This window comes from Afipia broomeae ATCC 49717 (assembly GCF_000314675.2).
GTDB lineage: Bacteria > Pseudomonadota > Alphaproteobacteria > Rhizobiales > Xanthobacteraceae > Afipia > Afipia broomeae.
Genome location: NZ_KB375283.1, coordinates 1,065,733 through 1,082,640, shown reverse-complemented (window position 1 = coordinate 1,082,640; position 16,908 = coordinate 1,065,733). Strand labels below are relative to the sequence as shown.

Sequence of the window (16,908 nt, the reverse complement as noted above, 5' to 3'; positions counted from 1 at the left end):
TTTGTCCGTGGCTGATCGCGGCAAGACATAAGTAACGATGTTCCCTCAGAAAGACTTCATCTGCGGTGGGTAAAGCTTGAGCCGTTCAAAAGGACGTGCGCGCGCCCAAATGCAACTGCTTCATCAAAAGAAGAGCCCAGACGAAGAGACCCTGTCGCCGTCGATCTACGCGGCGCTGGTCGATTCCATGTGCCAGAATTCCTGGCCGATGCTGTTTGGGGCTATCTGTGCCGCCGCTGCGGCTTTGATGACGGCGCTTAAGACCGGCTATGCTCCGATCTGGCCGTGCGCGGTGCTGATCATCACCATCGGTATCGCGCGCGCGATCCAGATGCGAAAATACGAGAAGCGCACGACGGTTCTTTCCCCTGAACAGGCCGCCGATTTCGAGCCGCGCTACATGCTTGGCGCGATGCTCTACGCCGGAGTGCTCGGACTTTGGTGCGCGATCGTGCTTCTCGGCACCGACGATCCGATCGCCCATATGCTCTGTACGACGGTGACAATCGCCTATACCGGCGGCGGTGCTGCGCGCAACTACGGCCGCCCGCGTATCGTCCAGCTTCACATCCTGCTGTCCTGCGGGCCGATGTCCCTCGCGCTCGCGGTCCATGGCGATCTTTACCACATCGGGCTGGCGGGCCTGCTGGTGCTATTTTTCCTCGGGTTGAAGGACATCAACCTGAGCCTGCATTCGATTTTCGTGAAGGCGCTGCTTGCCAACGAGCGCGAGGCGTCGATCGCCGCGCAGTTCGACACCGCGCTGAACAACATGCCGCACGGTCTTTGCATGTTCGATGCAAACGGCTGCCTCGCGGTGATGAACTATCGATTCCATCACATGATGGGGCTGAAGACCGATCTGATCGGCTCTGGCGCGTCCGCGGCCGAAGTCGTTGCCGCCTGTCTCAAGGCCGGCACGCTGACGGGGGCCAACGCCGATACCATCATCGCCCAGACCGCGAGACAGCAGCAGGCCGAGATCGTCACACTCTATTCCACCGGTACCGAAGAGCGGGCGCTGGCATGGACCTTCGAGCCGATGGCGGATGGCGGCACGGTCGTCCTGGTCGAAGACATTACCGCGCGCCGGAATGCCGAGGCCAAGATCGGCCATATGGCGCGGTTCGACGAATTGACGGGGCTGCCAAACCGCGTGCACTTCCGCGACGAGATTGGCCAGATGCTGAACTCGAGCCGTGCGCCTCTCTCCGCCCTGCTGTTCATCGATCTCGATCAGTTCAAGCAGGTCAACGATACTCTCGGCCATCCGAGCGGCGACAAGCTGCTTTGCGCGGTGACGGCGCGGCTGCGCCGCTTGCTGCGGCCGGAGGATTTCGTCGCGCGTTTCGGCGGCGACGAATTCGTGGTGTTCCAGCGTGGAATCCAGTCCACCGAGGACGCGGCGTCGCTTGCGCGCAGAATCGTCGATCGCCTCAGCGAGCGTTACGAGATCGACCATCATCTGGTCGAGATCGGCGCGAGCATCGGCATCGCGATGACGTCGGCCGAGACCAGCGTCGATATCCTGCTCAAGAACGCCGACATGGCGCTCTATCGCGCCAAGGCCGACGGCCGCGGCACCTTCTGCTTCTTCCGCGAGGAAATGGCGCACACGGTCGAAACGCGGCGCGTGCTCGAGCTGGATCTGCGTCACGCGCTCGCGCATGAAGAGTTCGAGCTTTATTATCAGCCGCTGGTCAATCTCAAGTCGGGCCGCATCTCGACCTGCGAAGCGCTGCTGCGCTGGAATCATCCGACGCGCGGCGCCGTTTCTCCGGCCGAGATCATTCCGGTCGTGGAGGACATGGGTCTCGTCGTCGATCTGGGCCGCTGGATTCTGCGCAAGGCGTGCATGGAGTGCATGAAGTGGCCGGATCCGGTCAGCGTTGCGGTCAATTTCTCGCCGCAGCAATTCCATCAGCGCGATGTGATGACCGAAGTCCGTTATGCGCTCGAGGTCTCCGGGCTGCCGGCGCACCGGCTTGAAATTGAAATCACCGAGTCGTCGCTGCTGCGCAACACGCAATGGACTCTCGACGTGCTGACGCAGTTGCGCGAGGCCGGCGTTCGCATCTCGCTCGACGATTTCGGCACCGGCTATTCAAGCCTGAGCTATCTGCACAATTTCCCGCTTCAGAAGGTGAAGATCGATCGCTCGTTCCTTGAGGATATCGGCAGCCAGCGGCCGCTGACGCTGTTGCGCGGCGTCGCACGCCTCAGCGCCGATCTCGGCATGTCGGTTGTGGTCGAGGGCATCGAGACCAACGAGCAGCTCGAGCTCATCAGCGCTGAGGGCACTGTCACCGAAGCGCAAGGCTTCCTGTTCAGTCGTCCAGTCCCGGCGGCGCGGGTGCGCGAACTGCTGAAGGCCTCGCATGGCACTGTCAGCAAGGACGTTATCCCGATCCGGCAGACTCTGCGCTGACAGCGCACAGCACTCGAACGTCATCTCCGCAACCGACATGACTGCAATGCCAATTCATCGCGCGCACAGTTGAACGGGTTAAGGTTAACTCATGCAACGCTTTGCGATTTCGTTAAGAAGGTATTAACCTCTTTTCATGTGGCGCGGTACCGTCGTATCGCTCATCGGAGCATCGAAAATGGTCTCTGCTGTCCGAACGACCGGCCGTCCGTCGGAACGGATCAGCTATCCGCTGGAAGCTGTGGACTACAGGCTTGCGGAAACGCAGGCCGAAAAAGAACAGATCTATCGTTTGCGCTATCGCGCCTATCTGCGCGAAGGGGCCATCGTACCCAATGCGCGGCAGATGGTTCAGGACCAGTACGACGATCTTCCGAACTCCTGGAATTTTGGCGTGTATCGTGATGGCGTACTGATGAGTTCGCTGCGCATCACGGTCTCGTCACCGGAGACGCCGGCCTGTCCGTCGCTGGGGGTTTTCCCCGATCTGCTCGAACCCGAAATCGCCAAGGGCCGGGTGCTGATCGATCCGACACGGTTTGTTGCGGATCCCGATCGCGAAGCCCGCTCCCCCGAACTGCCGTATGTAACGCTGCGCCTTGCCTACATGGCCTGCGAGTACTTCGATGCGGACATCGGGCTGGCCAGCGTGCGGGCAGAACATCAGGCCTTCTACCGCCGGGTGTTCCTGCACAAGTCGATCAGCGAGCCGCGGGATTATCCGAGCCTCACCAAGCCGATCTGCCTGATGGCGGTCGACTATGCGGCCATGCGCGAGCGGGTCTTTGCCCGTTACCCTTATTTCCGTTCAAGCTTCTTTGAACGCCGCAAGCTGTTCGAACGCAGCCAGCCGCTTGTGGAGTCGGCGCCGGTTCTGACCCTGCCGCAGTTTCCGTTTGCCAAGGCGACCATCGCTCCGCGGTCCTGAGCCGCCGTCATCGCGTAACAACAAAAATTCCCATGAATAAGGGGCCCCAGCCGCTGGCGGGGGCCCTTTTTGCTTGGCGCATTCACCGTCGCGCCATATTCATACCGCATTAACCATCGGGACCGGTTTTGCCGGATGTGAGGCATTTGAGTGTCTCCGGCAACGCCTCATCAAGGTTGACGGAACGTTCGCTTAACCAAGCCGCTGTAGACCGGACCCCTAGTCATCAGAACCAGAGCGTGGAGGCTCCGGAATGAAACATCAGATGCGTATCCTCCAGGGATTGAAGCTTGCCGCCGTTTTGGCCGTGGCGCTGTCGATGGGCGCCTGCGCCAACAAGACCGGAGTCGGCGGCGATGCCATGGCGAGCGCGGCAGTGCCGGGCAGCCAGCAGGATTTCGTGGTCAACGTCGGCGACCGCGTGTTCTTCGAAAGCGACCAGACCGAATTGTCGCCGCAGGCGATCGCGACCCTGGACAAGCAGGCGCAGTGGCTCCAGCAGTACAACCGCTATTCCTTCACGATCGAAGGTCATGCGGACGAGCGCGGCACCCGCGAGTACAACATCGCGCTCGGCGCGAAACGTGCACAGTCGGTTCGCAGCTTCCTCGCCTCGCGCGGCATCGATCCCGGCCGCATGCGGACGATCTCCTACGGCAAAGAGCGCCCGGTGGCGGTCTGTAACGACATCTCGTGCTGGTCGCAGAACCGCCGCGCTGTGACCGTGCTCAACGCCAGCTCGTAAGAGCGTTGGTCGATAGCTTCTAAAAGCGGCGCCTGCGGGCGCCGTTTTGTTTTGGAGCGGGTGCAGGTATGACCTCGAAAGCGATCGTGCTGAGGCAACGCGCCGCTGTCGGAAGCCATATTTTTGGCGTACTGAACCGCTCAATCTTGGTCGCTTTGAAAGGCGATGCCCTTACTGTTTTTCGGGTCAAAATGTCATCCAGATTTCAAATCTTCGTCTGTGCGGTGCTCGCATTCGCGCCCGCGTGGCTGCCTGTCGGCGCGGTCGCGCAGCAGGATCTCGATCCCGAAATGCGCATCGAGCGGCTGGAAAATCAGCTTCGCACGCTGACCGGCCAGAATGAGGAATTGCAGTATCGCAACCGCCAGCTCGAAGAGCAGTTGCGGGCGTTGCAGGGCGCCCAGCCGGCGCAGCCCGGTCAGGCCGCAGCGCCTCGCCCCGTCGCACCGAACGTCGTTGCCGCGCCGCAGCCTCAGCCCAATCCCGGCTACCAGCCCAATCCTGGTTATCAGCAGCCGCCCGCCGGTCCGGGCCCGGCGGTGATCGCAGCACCTGTCGCCAGCAGCGGCCGCCGCGGCGATGCCTTCGACCCAAGCCAGAATCCGAATGCGCCGGGTGTGCCCCGTGCGCTGGGCGGCGGGCAGGCGCCGCTGTCCGGCGGTCAGGTCGGTGCGCCGGGCGGACGAGATGCAGGCGAGCCGCTCGATCTGTCGAATGTCGGCGGTCCGCGCGATCCTTATGGCGCGCCGGCGCAGCGTCCCGTGCCGCAGCAGGCTCCGAACACCACCGCATCGCTGACCACCTTGCCGCCGTCGGCGACACCGCGTGACGAGTTCGATCTCGGCATCGGCTACATCCAGCGCAAGGACTACGCGCTTGCCGAAGAGACGATGCGCAACTTCGCCCAGAAGTATCCGACCGACGCGCTGCTGCCGGATTCGCAGTATTGGCTCGGCGAGAGCCTGTACCAGCGGCAAAAGTACCGCGACGCTGCCGAAGCGTTTCTTGGTGTGACGACGAAGTTCGACACCTCGGCGAAAGCGCCGGACTCGCTGCTGCGTCTCGGTCAGTCGCTCGCGGCGCTGAAGGAAAAGGAAGCCGCCTGCGCCGCGTTCGGCGAAGTCACCCGCAAGTATCCCCGTGCCTCGAACGGAGTGAAGCAGGGTGTGGCCCGCGAGCAGAAGCGGGTCGGCTGCTAGTATCAATCTGTCATTGCGACGAGCGCTTGCGACGAAGCAATTCATTCTCCTTAAAGGTGGATCGCTTCGCTCGCAATGACGGGGTGGAACGTCTAATCTGATGCCTGCAGTTCTTCCCCGTCGGGATAAAACCGGGCTTCTACCCACTATGCCCTCCGCCGAAACGTCGCCTGTTTCAGTTCTGGACGCGAAACGCCTGTTCGCCGACTGGAAGGCCGCGCCGGCGGTGGTGCTTGCCGTCTCCGGCGGCCCGGACTCCATGGCCCTGATGTGGCTGGCCGCGCGCTGGCGGCGCGCGCTGAAAAAGGGCCCGCGTCTTCTCGCGATCACCGTCGATCACGGCCTGCGCAAGGAGGCCGCGCGCGAGGCGCGCGACGTCAAGCAGCTTGCGAGGGCGCTCGGCATTGAACATCGCACCCTTCGCTGGCGCGGCGAGAAGCCCAAAACCGGATTGCCCTCGGCCGCGCGCGATGCTCGTTATCGATTGCTGCTGCGCGCTGCGTCGAGCCATGGCGCATCCCACGTTTTCACCGCGCACACCCGGGACGATCAGGCCGAGACCGTGATCATGCGGCTGTCGCGGGGCAGCGGTATCGCGGGGCTGGCGGCGATGGCGCGGCAGTCGGACCGCGGCGGCGTGGTTCTGGCGCGGCCGTTTCTGGATGTGCCGAAATCCCGGCTGATCGCGACGCTTGCGAAAGCCGGAATCGCATTCGCCGACGACCCGACCAATCACGATCCGCGCTTTACCCGCCCGCGGCTGCGCGCATTGATGCCGGTGCTGGCGGCGGAGGGTGCCGATGCGCGGGGGCTGGCGCGGCTTGCGTCACGTCTCGCCCGCGCCAACACCGCGCTCGAAGTCATGACCGATGGCGCCGAGCGTTATCTGGCCAGCATCAACGGCGCGGCCTCCGGCAGTTTCGACCTCGCGGCCTTCGCGGCCCTGTCCGATGAAATCCGTGTGAGGCTGCTGATGCGCGCGATTGACCGCGCCGGTCATGAGGGGCCGGCGGAACTCGGCAAGGTCGAGGCGTTGTTACAGGCGATGGACAGGGCCACGGCTGGTAAGAAGCCGGGTCGGGGTGTTCAACTGAAGCAGACGCTGGCCGGAGCCCTCATCAGCATCCAGAACCAGCGTATCCACATCGGCCCGGCGCCGCGGCGCGGCCGGCGGATGGCTGGTTTGCCTTAACCACTGTTGAAACAGCCCCGCCAAACCGCCCTTATTTCACCCGGAATGGCGTTAAGATGCGTTAAATAGTCCCGAGAGGTTCCCTTGGCATCCGGGGGCACCACACCTAGATTGTAATGCAATCCGCACCGAAAACGTGTTGAAGACCCAAGGACATCAGGCCGCGATCCATGCGGTCACGAAGGAAGCCCAATGAACGCCAATCTGCGCAATTTCGCCCTCTGGGTCATTATCGTCTTGCTGCTGTTGGCATTATTCACGTTGTTCCAGAATCCGGGGCAGCGGGCCGCCTCGCAGGACATTTCGTTCTCCCAGCTTCTGACCGAGGTTGACCAGAGCCGCGTGCGCGACGTGGTCATCCAGGGGCCGGACATCAACGGCACCTTCACCAACGGGTCGACCTTCCATACCTACGCGCCGAACGACCCGACGCTGATCAAGCGCCTCTACGACGGCAAGGTGTCGATCACCGCCAAGCCGCCGGGCGACAACGTGCCGTGGTTCGTGTCGCTGCTGGTGTCATGGCTGCCGTTCATCGCGCTGATCGGCGTGTGGATCTTCCTGTCGCGTCAGATGCAGGGCGGCGCCGGCAAGGCGATGGGCTTTGGCAAGTCGCGCGCGAAGATGCTGACCGAGGCCCATGGCCGCGTGACGTTTGAGGACGTCGCGGGTGTCGATGAAGCCAAGCAGGATCTGCAGGAGATCGTCGAGTTTCTGCGCGATCCGGGCAAGTTCCAGCGCCTCGGCGGACGTATTCCACGCGGCGTGCTGCTGGTCGGCCCTCCGGGTACCGGCAAGACGCTGATCGCGCGTGCGGTCGCCGGCGAAGCCAATGTGCCTTTCTTCACGATCTCGGGTTCTGACTTCGTCGAAATGTTCGTCGGCGTCGGCGCAAGCCGCGTGCGCGACATGTTCGAGCAGGCCAAGAAGAACGCGCCGTGCATCATCTTCATCGACGAAATCGACGCGGTCGGCCGTCATCGCGGCGCCGGCCTTGGCGGCGGCAATGACGAACGCGAGCAGACCCTCAACCAGTTGCTGGTCGAGATGGACGGCTTCGAGGCGAATGAGGGCGTGATCCTCATTGCCGCGACCAACCGTCCGGACGTGCTCGATCCCGCGCTGCTGCGTCCCGGCCGTTTCGACCGTCAGGTCGTGGTGCCGAATCCGGACGTTGTCGGTCGCGAGCAGATCCTCAAGGTCCATGTCCGCAAGGTGCCGCTGGCGCCGGACATCAACCTCAAGACCATCGCACGCGGCACACCGGGTTTCTCCGGCGCCGACCTGATGAACCTCGTCAACGAGGCCGCACTGACCGCCGCACGCCGTAACAAGCGCATGGTGACCCAGGCCGAGTTCGAAGAGGCCAAGGACAAGGTGATGATGGGCGCGGAGCGCAAGTCGCTGGTCATGACCGAGGAAGAGAAGCTGCTGACGGCCTATCACGAGGGCGGTCACGCCATCGTCGGCCTCAACGTCGTCGCGACCGATCCGATCCACAAGGCGACCATCATTCCGCGCGGCCGTGCGCTGGGCATGGTCATGCAACTGCCTGAGCGCGACAAGCTGTCGATGTCGCTCGAGCAGATGACCTCGCGTCTTGCCATCATGATGGGTGGACGCGTGGCGGAAGAACTGATCTTCGGCAAGGAGAAGGTCACCTCCGGTGCATCGTCCGACATCGAGCAGGCCACGCGGCTTGCCCGCATGATGGTCACGCGCTGGGGTCTGTCGGAAGAACTCGGCACGGTGTCCTACGGCGAGAACCAGGACGAGGTATTCCTCGGCATGTCGGTGTCACGCACGCAGAACGCCTCCGAGGCAACCGTGCAGAAGATCGACAAGGAAATCCGCCGCTTCGTCGAAGAGGGCTACAAGGAAGCGACGCGCATTCTCACCGAGAAGCGCGCCGACCTCGAAACCCTGGCGAAGGGCCTGCTCGAGTTCGAGACTCTGTCGGGCGACGAAATCACCGATCTGTTGGCCGGCAAGAAGCCGAACCGCGAATCGGTGCTGGAGCCGACCGGCCCGCGCACCTCGGCGGTGCCGCCCGCCGGCAAGCCGCGTCCGCGTCCGGATGCCGGTCTCGAGCCGCAGCCGCAGGCGTAGGCGCCCGCCATATCGAATTGAAAAGGCCGGTCTTTGGACCGGCCTTTTTGTTTGCACGTAGATGATCTGTTGGAAACGAGGGGCAGGCCCGCACGCGCATGGCTTGACCCGTATTCACATCCGCCGCACGCAAGAGCGCGTTCACGCAGATGCAAAGATGACTACGCCTGCTACATCCCACCCGGATCATTTCCACGCGCCGGCCTACTGGTCGCGCAAAGGCATCGCGCCGGGAATCTATGCCATTTCGCCGATGCTGCCCGGCACGCTGGCCTTCGGCATGGCGTTCGGCGCGCTCTGTGCGCAGAAGAATTTCACCCTCACCGAAGTGCAGGTGATGATGGCTTTCGTTTACGGCGGGCTGTCGCAGTTCGTCGCGGTCTCATCCTGGCCCGAGACGCTGACGGTGTCTTCGATCGCGACGCTGGCGCTGCTGACGGCGACCGTGAACATCCGTTTCTCGCTGATGAGCGCCAGCCTGCGCCCATGGTTCGGCACACTGCCGTGGTGGCAGTCGTATCCGTCGATGCTGCTGGTGACCGACGGCGGCTGGCTCGCCGCCACGCGCTACCGCAATCATGGCGGCGCCGATGCATCGTTCTTCGTCGGCGGGGGCATCGTGCTTTACGTCCTCTGGTTCGTCTCATCGTTGCCGGGATATCTGCTGGCCGGGCAACTAAGCGATCCGAAGAAGTACGGCGTCGATCTGGTGGTGCCGGCGTTCTATGCGGCGATGCTGGTGCCGGCCTGGAAAGGCCCGCGACGGGCGATCCCGTGGGCCGTGGCGGGTGCTGTGGCGCTCACCGTTCACTGGCTGGTGCAGGGCTGGTGGTTCATCATTGCCGGCGCGCTGTCCGGTGCGATCAGCGCCGGGTTGATGGACGATCCGCCAGTTGAGGCCGCAGGGCCCACAGGTGCGGCATGAGCGAGTTCATGCGCTCCGATGTGATGATCGCCTTCGCGGTGATGACGGCGGTGACGGTCGCTTCGCGTCTCGGTGGCTACTGGCTGATGGGCTACGTTACCATCACCCCGCGCGTGCGGCGGATGCTGGATGCGCTGCCGGGTTCGATCATCGTTGCCGCGTCCCTTCCGGTTGCCGTCAATGGCGGCGCCGTCGTGCTGTTCGCCATCGGTGCGGCGATCGCGATCACCATTATCCGGCGCAATGAGTTCGTCGCCGTCATCACCGGCATGGCCGTGGCGGCACTGGCGCGCGCGCTCGGATTCAGCGGCTGATTTCGGAAAAAGCCGGGCCGGATTTCGCAGGCAATCGCACCGAAACCGAAGTATCTTTTTGCTGCACTGCGAATTTGAATCGCGACTCATCGAAATGCTTGTCTCCGCTTTTGAACTGGTGTTCACTTCTTTTTGGGAGACGAACGCCATCAATGGTTTACAGGCGAACTCATCAGGTCGTTAAACGCCTTGCGGCACGCCGCAACGCCATCCTTGCGGCAGCCCGCGATGCGGCTGCTGAAGGCGGAATGGCTGCGGTTCAGATCGCGCCGGTCGCTACCCGGGCCAATGTCGCCGCGGGCACGGTCTATCGCTACTTTCCCTCGAAAGCCGACCTGATCTCCGAACTGATCGCGGATGTTTCGCGGGCGGAGCTCACCGCGATTCGGCGCGCCGCCGATGCCGCACCCGGACCGTCGTCGGCGCTTGCTGCTGCTGTCACCACCATCGCCGTGCATGTCGTGTCGAATCGCAAGCTCGCCTGGGGCATTCTCGCCGAGCCGGTCGATGTCGATGTCACCGAATCCCGCATCGCCAGCCGCCGCGAGATCGCCGCCGAATTGGAAACGCGCATCGAGGCTGCGGTGCGGGCAGGACATCTTCCGGCACAGGATATTTCGCTGGCCGCGACGGCCCTGATCGGGGCGCTCCACGAATCGCTGGTGGGCCCGCTGGCGCCTGACGATATCGACGATCCGGTGAAGCTGCGCGACTCGGTGCAGGCGATCACGCTGTTCGCGCTGCGGGCTGTCGGTGTGCTCGATGCCCGCGCCCGCGGCCTCGTGGTGCAGGCGGTGATGCCGGTGATGCCTGTGCGGCGGGAGCTGGGCGCTCTGGTCGGATAGACGCCGCCCGGTCCATCCTCACGTTCTTTCGAACCCGAATGTCTCCAGGCATGTGAAATGCGGCGAACTCAGATTCGCTATTCCGGTTTGGAACTGTTCAAATAGTGCAAGACATGCTGATATATCAGAACAGCAAGGCGTGATACGACGCGCCGTTTTTTGGAGTGCGCGTATGTCCATTATGATGCCTGAAGCCGATCAGGCAGTGCTCGCCCGCCGTGACGAGATCGTCGCAGCCCTGCAAAAAATCGTGCCGGGTGAAGGCGTGATTTCGAGCGCACGGGAAATGCAGCCTTATGAGTCCGATGCGCTGACGGCCTATCGCCAGCCGCCGATGGTCGTGGTGTTGCCCGATACCACCGAGCAGGTCTCGCAGGTCCTGAAATACTGCCATGACAACGGCATCAAGGTCGTGCCGCGCGGTTCGGGGACGTCGCTGTCCGGCGGCTCGCTGCCGCTGGCGGACGGCGTGCTGCTCGGGCTCGGCAAGTTCAAGCGGGTGCGCGAGATCGATTTCGAGAACCGCGTGGCGGTGGTCGAGCCGGGCGTGACCAATCTCGCCATCAGCCAGGCCGTCGCGCACGAGGGATTTTACTATGCGCCCGACCCGTCGTCGCAGATCGCCTGCTCGATCGGCGGCAACATCGCGGAAAACTCCGGCGGCGTTCACAGCCTGAAATACGGCATGACCACCAACAACGTGCTCGGCTGCGAATTCGTGCTGATCACCGGCGAAATCCTGCGGATCGGCGGCAAGGCGCCGGAAACCGACGGCTACGACGTGATGGGAGTTATCACGGGCTCTGAAGGCCTGCTCGGCGTCGTCACCGAAGTCACGGTGCGCATCCTGCAAAAGCCGGAGACCGCGCGGGCGTTGATGGTCGGCTTCGCGGAGATCGAGGCCGCCGGGCAATGTGTCGCCAACATCATCGGCGCGGGAATCATACCGGGCGGCATGGAAATGATGGACAAGAACGCCATCGTCGCCGCTGAAGCCTTCGTGCACGCGGGCTATCCGCTCGATGTCGAGGCGCTGCTGATCATCGAACTCGACGGGCCGAAAGCTGAGGTGGATGAACTGATCGAGCGTGTGGAAAAGATCGCGCGCGGATGCGGGTCGACCACCTTGCAGATATCGAATTCCGAGCAGGAACGGCTGCTGTTCTGGTCCGGGCGCAAGGCGGCGTTTCCGGCGGTCGGGCGGTTGTCGCCGGATTATCTGTGCATGGACGGCACAATCCCGCGCGGCAAGCTGCCGGAAGCGCTGGCCGGCATTCGCGACCTGTCCGAAAAATACGGACTGCGCGTTGCCAACGTGTTCCATGCCGGCGACGGCAACCTGCATCCGCTCATTCTCTACGATGCCAATATCGCCGAGGAGATGGACAAGGCGGAAGCCTTTGGCGCCGACATCCTGCGGCTTTGCGTCAAGCTCGGCGGCGTGCTGACTGGCGAACACGGTGTCGGTGTCGAGAAGCGCGACCTGATGCCCGAGATGTTCAGCGATATCGATCTGGCGCAGCAGCAGCGGCTCAAATGTGCGTTCGATACCCAGGGGCTGCTCAACCCCGGCAAGGTGTTTCCGACCCTGCATCGCTGCGCCGAACTCGGGCGTGTTCACGTCCATGGCGGCAAGCTCGCCTTCCCCGATATTCCGCGATTTTAAACCGATGACCCAGGATCGAGAGAACCGCTCGCCGGGTCAGCTTCGCATGCAAACGAGACAGGACAGGGCGTGGATACGTTGAAGGTACGCGATGCCGGTGATGTGGAGGAGGCCGTGCGCAGCGCGCTCGCCGCCGAACAGCCGCTTGAGATCGTCGGGCACGGCAGCAAGCGTGCCATTGGACTGCCGATGGCCACCAATGCGGTGCTCGATCTGTCCGCACTGAATGCGGTGACGTCATACGAGCCGAATGAGCTGATCGTCACCGTGCAGGCCGGGGCACCGATGGCCGATCTGCTGTCGCTGATCGATTCCAAGAACCAGCAATTCGCATTCGACCCGATGGATACCTCGGTGCTGCTGGGTACGCCGCGCGGGGCAGGGACGGTCGGCGGCATGATCGCGGCCGGACTTGCGGGCCCCCGCCGCATCAAGGCCGGCGGCGTGCGCGACCATCTGCTCGGCGCAAACGCGGTCTCGGGCTTCGGGGATTCGTTCAAGACCGGCGGCAAGGTGGTGAAGAACGTCACCGGCTATGATCTCTGCAAGCTGCTCGCGGGATCGTGGGGCACCCTCTCGGTGATGACCGAGGTGACGCTCAAGGTGATGCCGAAAGCAGAAACCGAGCGGACGCTGGTGCTGCGCGGCCTCGACGACGCCGTAGCGAACCGGGCCATGACCGCAGCGCTCGGATCGCCCTATGACGTGTCCGGTGTGGCGCACCTTCCGTTGTCTGTCTTCCGGGATACGGGAGGCGGGCTCGCCGGTCTTGGATCATCACAGCAGGCGGTGACGCTGATCCGTCTCGAAGGCATCGGGGCGTCAGTGCCTCATCGCGCGGGCTCGGTGAGCAAGGCGCTCGCGTCGTTCGGGACCGCCGAGATGATCGAGGACGACGCTTCCGCGGCGGTCTGGGCATCGCTCCGCGACGTCGCGCCTTTCGCGGCATCGGGATCGCTGGGCGCGTGGCCGGTCTGGCGCATCGTCTGTCCGCCGGCTTCCGGCGGCGCATTCGGTCAGGCGCTGGCGCGCGAGACCGGCGGCGACGTGATCTACGACTGGGGCGGAGGGCTGATCTGGGCGGCGCTGCCGCCTGTGGCCGATGCCCATGCGGCGCTGCTTCGGCAGCGGCTGAAGCCGGTCGGCGGCCACGCCACGCTCATTCGCGCCACCGACGAGGTCCGCAATACGGTCGATGTCTTTCATCCGCAGGACGCCGGCGTCGCTGCGCTCGGCCGCCGCGTCAAGACGAGCTTCGATCCGAAAAACATTCTCAATCGCGGCCGGATGGTGCGCACATGATCCGGAACGGCAACCCATGAAGACCGAATTTTCCCTCGCCCAACTCGCCGATCCCGACATCCGGGAAGCAGACAAGATCCTGCGTGCCTGCGTCCATTGCGGATTCTGCACCGCGACCTGTCCGACCTACGTCCTGCTGGGCGACGAACTCGATAGTCCGCGCGGCCGGATCTATCTGATCAAGGACATGCTGGAGAACGACCGCAAGCCGACGCAGGAGGTGGTCAAGCACATCGATCGCTGCCTGTCGTGCCTCGCCTGCATGACCACCTGCCCCTCGGGGGTGAACTACATGCACCTCGTCGATCAGGCGCGGGTCAAGGTCGAGGAAGAGTATGCGCGGCCGCTGCCGGAGCGGTTTCTGCGCGGCGTCCTCGCTTATGTTCTTCCTCGCCCCGGCCTGTTCCGGGTCAGCATGATTGCGGCGCGCATCGCACGGCCGTTCGCAGCCTTGCTGCCGGCCTCGCCCGCAGGCCGGACAACGCCGACGTTCTTCGGCCGTCTTCGCGCCATGCTCGCGCTTGCACCGGCACGCCTGCCTGCGGCCGGGCCATCAGGTGGCACGGTCTTCCCCGCCGAGGGTCAAAGGCGCGGCCGCGTTGCGCTGCTGCAGGGCTGTGCCCAGCAGGTTCTGTCTCCCGGCATCAACCAGGCGGCGATCCGGATGCTGACCCGCCAGGGCATCGAGGTGGTGCTGGTGGCCGATGAGCAGTGCTGCGGCTCTCTCACTCATCACATGGGCCACGATGGCGATGCGCTGAAACGCGCACGCGCGAACATCGAGGTGTGGACAAATGAGATCGACAGGAACGGTCTCGACGCCATCCTCGTGACCACGTCGGGATGCGGCACGACCATCAAGGACTATGGCTACATGCTGCGAGAAGACCGCGTGTTTGCAGCAAAAGCCGCACGTATTTCAGCCCTTGCGAAGGACATCACCGAGTACCTTGCAGGTCTCGACATCGCGTGGCCGCAAGGCAAAAACGATCTCGTCGTCGCGTATCACTCCGCATGTTCGTTGCAGCACGGACAGAAAATCACGCAGCTTCCGAAAGAATTGCTTTCCAAGAGCGGATTCGTGGTGAAAGATGTGCCGGAGAGTCATCTGTGTTGCGGTTCGGCGGGAACGTACAACATCCTCCAGCCCGACATTGCGAAGCGACTGCGCGAACGAAAGATCGCCAACATCGCATCGACGAAGCCGGACGTTGTCTCTGCCGGCAACATCGGCTGCATGGTGCAGATCGGCTCTGTGGAAAGTACCGATGGAACGTCAGTCCCTGTGGTGCATACGATTGAGCTGCTCGACTGGGCGACAGGCGGTCCTCGACCGGATTTATTGACGAGATCAATGAAGGGCCCCCGCGTTGGGAGTGCCTGAACGCCGGCTGAGATGCGGCCGGCGGAAACAGGAGGACCACAATGGCTAAAGGTAAGAAGAAGAAATCCAAGGGTAAGAAAGCTAAAAAGCTGATGGCGGCCAAGAAGACCGCCAAGAAGGCTGCAAAGAAATCGGCAAAGAAGGCCGCGAAGAAATCCGCCAGGAAGTCGGCGAAGAAAGCCGTGAAGAAGTCCGCCAAGAAGGCGGCCAAAAAATCCGCAAAGAAATCCGCCAATAAGTCGGCGAAAAAATCCTCCGCCAAAAAGGCCGCTGCGCCGAAGAAGGCCGCTCCTAAGAAGGCTGCGAAGAAGCGCGCTCCGAAGCCCGCTGCTGCTCCGGCCGCCGAGCCGGCTCCGGCGTCCGAATCGAGCTGGTCCAGCCCGGCTCCGGCTTCGACCCCCAGCTGGTCATCGGGCTTCGGCTCCGGCAGCGACGACAGCAACAACTGAGATCAGGGCCCGCTTCGGCGGGTTTGCTGGTGCCTTTCGGAAAAGCCGCAGCGGTTTCGCTGCGGCTTTTTTCGTGCGCTCAGGGGCGCGAATCGGAGCCGGGTCCAGAAGGGCCCTGTGGGGATATCGAGGGAGAACCGGGCGGAAATGCCGGGAACTCTCGGCTGGATGGGCGAATTCGGGCTGAAATTTGTTGTCGGAATGCAACACTGCGGCAGAACATCATCCTGAAGCCCTGAAACGCCTAAAAAGGCGGCAGTTGCTTGGGTTTTTTGCTTCACGCAAATGGCATTGCCCATCACATTGATGCCACGAAACGAATTCGCGCAGTCGATTAACGCTTGTCTCTCGGACCTTCGGCAATCAGACTGAATTGTAAACGATGATGGGGATCGTCATGAAGAAAGTAAGTTTGTCGATCGCAGCAGTTACGGTCGCTGCGATGGGTCTGGGTTCGGCGTCGGCTGCCGATCTGGGCAAGGTCTACAAGAAGGCGCCGCCGGTTGAGGTCGTGTCGCCCTGGGACGTCGCCTTCGGCGCAGCGGTCATGAGCAACTACGTGTTCCGCGGTATCACCCAGTCGAACAAGAACGGTTCGGTCGCCGCCTACTTCGAGCCGCGCTACAACATCAACCCGAACCTGCAGCTTTACGCCGGTGTCGCCGGTGAGAGCATTTCCTTCACCAACCGCGCCGCCGCTGAAATCGATGTGTACGGCGGTATCCGCCCGACCTTCGGCGCGTTTGCCTTCGACTTCGGTGTGTGGGGCTACCTGTATCCAGGCGGGCGCTGCTTCGACAACGGCGGTGCTCCCGGCACCACGGTTTGCCCGGACGCAAACGTCAACCTCGCGGGTCCGGCTTTCAACGTCATGAAGAAGGACGTCAGCTTCTACGAAGTCTACGGCAAGGTGAACTACACCTTTAACGACTACTTCGCGATGGGCGGCAACGTTTTCTACTCGCCGAACTTCCTGAACACCGGCGCTGACGGAACCTACGCCTCGATCACCGCCAAGCTCACCGCGCCGAGCACCCTGTTCGGCACCACGGGCATCGGCGCCTATGTGTCGGGTGAATTCGGCCGCCAGTGGCTCGGAACGTCTGACGCCTTCTACGGAACCACCTTCGCGGCCCCCGGCTTTGCGGGTCCGTTCCCGAACGGCATCAAGTACGACGACTACAACACCTGGAACGTCGGCATCGGCTTCACTTACAAGGTGTTCACCCTCGACCTCCGCTACTCGGGCACCGACCTGTCGAAGGCTGGCTGTAACGCTTTCACCAGCGACTACACCGCCCAGCAGACCGGTTCGTTCAGCGCGATCAACCCGGGTGGTTTCGGCTCCAAGTGGTGCGGCGATCAGTTCATCGCCAAGCTCTCGGCTGACGTGACCCTTGGCGCCCTGAAGTAATTGGCGCT

At 63.1% G+C, this 16,908-nt stretch carries 14 protein-coding genes; all 14 read left to right on the top strand.

Going from position 1 to position 16,908, the window contains the following annotated elements; all coding sequences use genetic code 11:
- Positions 1–109: 109 nt before the first annotated feature.
- The gene (locus HMPREF9695_RS17675; protein ID WP_006022261.1) at positions 110–2,428 is read left to right on the top strand and encodes a putative bifunctional diguanylate cyclase/phosphodiesterase; all 2,319 of its coding nucleotides are present in this window, start codon (positions 110–112) and stop codon (positions 2,426–2,428) included.
- A gap of 178 nt (positions 2,429–2,606) precedes the next feature.
- Positions 2,607–3,356 (top strand): N-acyl amino acid synthase FeeM domain-containing protein, encoded by a 750-nt coding sequence (locus HMPREF9695_RS17670; protein WP_006022260.1) that lies wholly within the window; start codon positions 2,607–2,609, stop codon positions 3,354–3,356.
- 253 nt (positions 3,357–3,609) lie between these two features.
- The gene (pal, locus tag HMPREF9695_RS17665; RefSeq protein WP_006022258.1) at positions 3,610–4,101 is read left to right on the top strand and encodes a peptidoglycan-associated lipoprotein Pal; all 492 of its coding nucleotides are present in this window, start codon (positions 3,610–3,612) and stop codon (positions 4,099–4,101) included.
- A gap of 191 nt (positions 4,102–4,292) precedes the next feature.
- Entirely contained in the window at positions 4,293–5,300 is a 1,008-nt protein-coding gene (gene ybgF / locus HMPREF9695_RS17660; protein WP_041712866.1) for a tol-pal system protein YbgF, read from the top strand.
- A 148-nt stretch (positions 5,301–5,448) separates the two neighbouring features.
- Positions 5,449–6,492: a tRNA lysidine(34) synthetase TilS gene (tilS, locus tag HMPREF9695_RS17655; RefSeq protein ID WP_006022256.1), complete on the top strand. Its 1,044-nt coding sequence runs from the start codon at positions 5,449–5,451 to the stop codon at positions 6,490–6,492.
- A gap of 192 nt (positions 6,493–6,684) precedes the next feature.
- The gene (gene ftsH, locus HMPREF9695_RS17650) at positions 6,685–8,601 is read left to right on the top strand and encodes an ATP-dependent zinc metalloprotease FtsH (RefSeq protein WP_006022255.1); all 1,917 of its coding nucleotides are present in this window, start codon (positions 6,685–6,687) and stop codon (positions 8,599–8,601) included.
- Between the two features lie 157 nt (positions 8,602–8,758).
- Positions 8,759–9,526, top strand: a complete 768-nt coding sequence (locus HMPREF9695_RS17645; protein WP_041712632.1) for an AzlC family ABC transporter permease — start codon at positions 8,759–8,761, stop codon at positions 9,524–9,526.
- Complete coding sequence (locus tag HMPREF9695_RS17640; protein ID WP_006022253.1) at positions 9,523–9,840, top strand: AzlD family protein; 318 nt, start codon at positions 9,523–9,525, stop codon at positions 9,838–9,840. The genes HMPREF9695_RS17645 and HMPREF9695_RS17640 overlap by 4 nt, the downstream gene beginning before the upstream one ends.
- Before the next feature lie 152 nt (positions 9,841–9,992).
- The gene (locus tag HMPREF9695_RS17635; RefSeq protein WP_006022252.1) at positions 9,993–10,685 is read left to right on the top strand and encodes a TetR/AcrR family transcriptional regulator; all 693 of its coding nucleotides are present in this window, start codon (positions 9,993–9,995) and stop codon (positions 10,683–10,685) included.
- Positions 10,686–10,857: 172 nt separating this feature from the next.
- Positions 10,858–12,351: an FAD-linked oxidase C-terminal domain-containing protein gene (locus tag HMPREF9695_RS17630; protein ID WP_006022251.1), complete on the top strand. Its 1,494-nt coding sequence runs from the start codon at positions 10,858–10,860 to the stop codon at positions 12,349–12,351.
- 69 nt (positions 12,352–12,420) lie between these two features.
- The gene (locus tag HMPREF9695_RS17625; RefSeq protein WP_006022250.1) at positions 12,421–13,653 is read left to right on the top strand and encodes an FAD-binding protein; all 1,233 of its coding nucleotides are present in this window, start codon (positions 12,421–12,423) and stop codon (positions 13,651–13,653) included.
- A gap of 16 nt (positions 13,654–13,669) precedes the next feature.
- Positions 13,670–15,037 (top strand): glycolate oxidase subunit GlcF, encoded by a 1,368-nt coding sequence (gene glcF / locus HMPREF9695_RS17620; protein WP_006022249.1) that lies wholly within the window; start codon positions 13,670–13,672, stop codon positions 15,035–15,037.
- Positions 15,038–15,078: 41 nt separating this feature from the next.
- Positions 15,079–15,486, top strand: coding sequence for a hypothetical protein (locus tag HMPREF9695_RS17615; RefSeq protein WP_006022248.1), 408 nt, complete (start codon positions 15,079–15,081; stop codon positions 15,484–15,486).
- 397 nt (positions 15,487–15,883) lie between these two features.
- The gene (locus HMPREF9695_RS17610) at positions 15,884–16,900 is read left to right on the top strand and encodes a TorF family putative porin (RefSeq protein WP_006022247.1); all 1,017 of its coding nucleotides are present in this window, start codon (positions 15,884–15,886) and stop codon (positions 16,898–16,900) included.
- Positions 16,901–16,908: the final 8 nt, after the last annotated feature.

Excerpts from the sequence above, each read along its gene's own strand:
- ybgF (WP_041712866.1), top strand. The coding sequence starts at position 4,293 with ATGTCATCCAGATTTCAAATCTTCGTCTGTGCGGTGCTCGCATTCGCG.
- glcF (WP_006022249.1), top strand. The coding sequence starts at position 13,670 with ATGAAGACCGAATTTTCCCTCGCCCAACTCGCCGATCCCGACATCCGG.
- HMPREF9695_RS17645 (WP_041712632.1), top strand. The coding sequence starts at position 8,759 with ATGACTACGCCTGCTACATCCCACCCGGATCATTTCCACGCGCCGGCC.
- ftsH (WP_006022255.1), top strand. The coding sequence starts at position 6,685 with ATGAACGCCAATCTGCGCAATTTCGCCCTCTGGGTCATTATCGTCTTG.
- HMPREF9695_RS17675 (WP_006022261.1), top strand. The coding sequence starts at position 110 with ATGCAACTGCTTCATCAAAAGAAGAGCCCAGACGAAGAGACCCTGTCG.
- HMPREF9695_RS17670 (WP_006022260.1), top strand. The coding sequence starts at position 2,607 with ATGGTCTCTGCTGTCCGAACGACCGGCCGTCCGTCGGAACGGATCAGC.
- HMPREF9695_RS17610 (WP_006022247.1), top strand. The coding sequence starts at position 15,884 with ATGAAGAAAGTAAGTTTGTCGATCGCAGCAGTTACGGTCGCTGCGATG.
- HMPREF9695_RS17630 (WP_006022251.1), top strand. The coding sequence starts at position 10,858 with ATGTCCATTATGATGCCTGAAGCCGATCAGGCAGTGCTCGCCCGCCGT.
- HMPREF9695_RS17615 (WP_006022248.1), top strand. The coding sequence starts at position 15,079 with ATGGCTAAAGGTAAGAAGAAGAAATCCAAGGGTAAGAAAGCTAAAAAG.
- pal (WP_006022258.1), top strand. The coding sequence starts at position 3,610 with ATGAAACATCAGATGCGTATCCTCCAGGGATTGAAGCTTGCCGCCGTT.
- HMPREF9695_RS17640 (WP_006022253.1), top strand. The coding sequence starts at position 9,523 with ATGAGCGAGTTCATGCGCTCCGATGTGATGATCGCCTTCGCGGTGATG.
- HMPREF9695_RS17635 (WP_006022252.1), top strand. The coding sequence starts at position 9,993 with ATGGTTTACAGGCGAACTCATCAGGTCGTTAAACGCCTTGCGGCACGC.
- tilS (WP_006022256.1), top strand. The coding sequence starts at position 5,449 with ATGCCCTCCGCCGAAACGTCGCCTGTTTCAGTTCTGGACGCGAAACGC.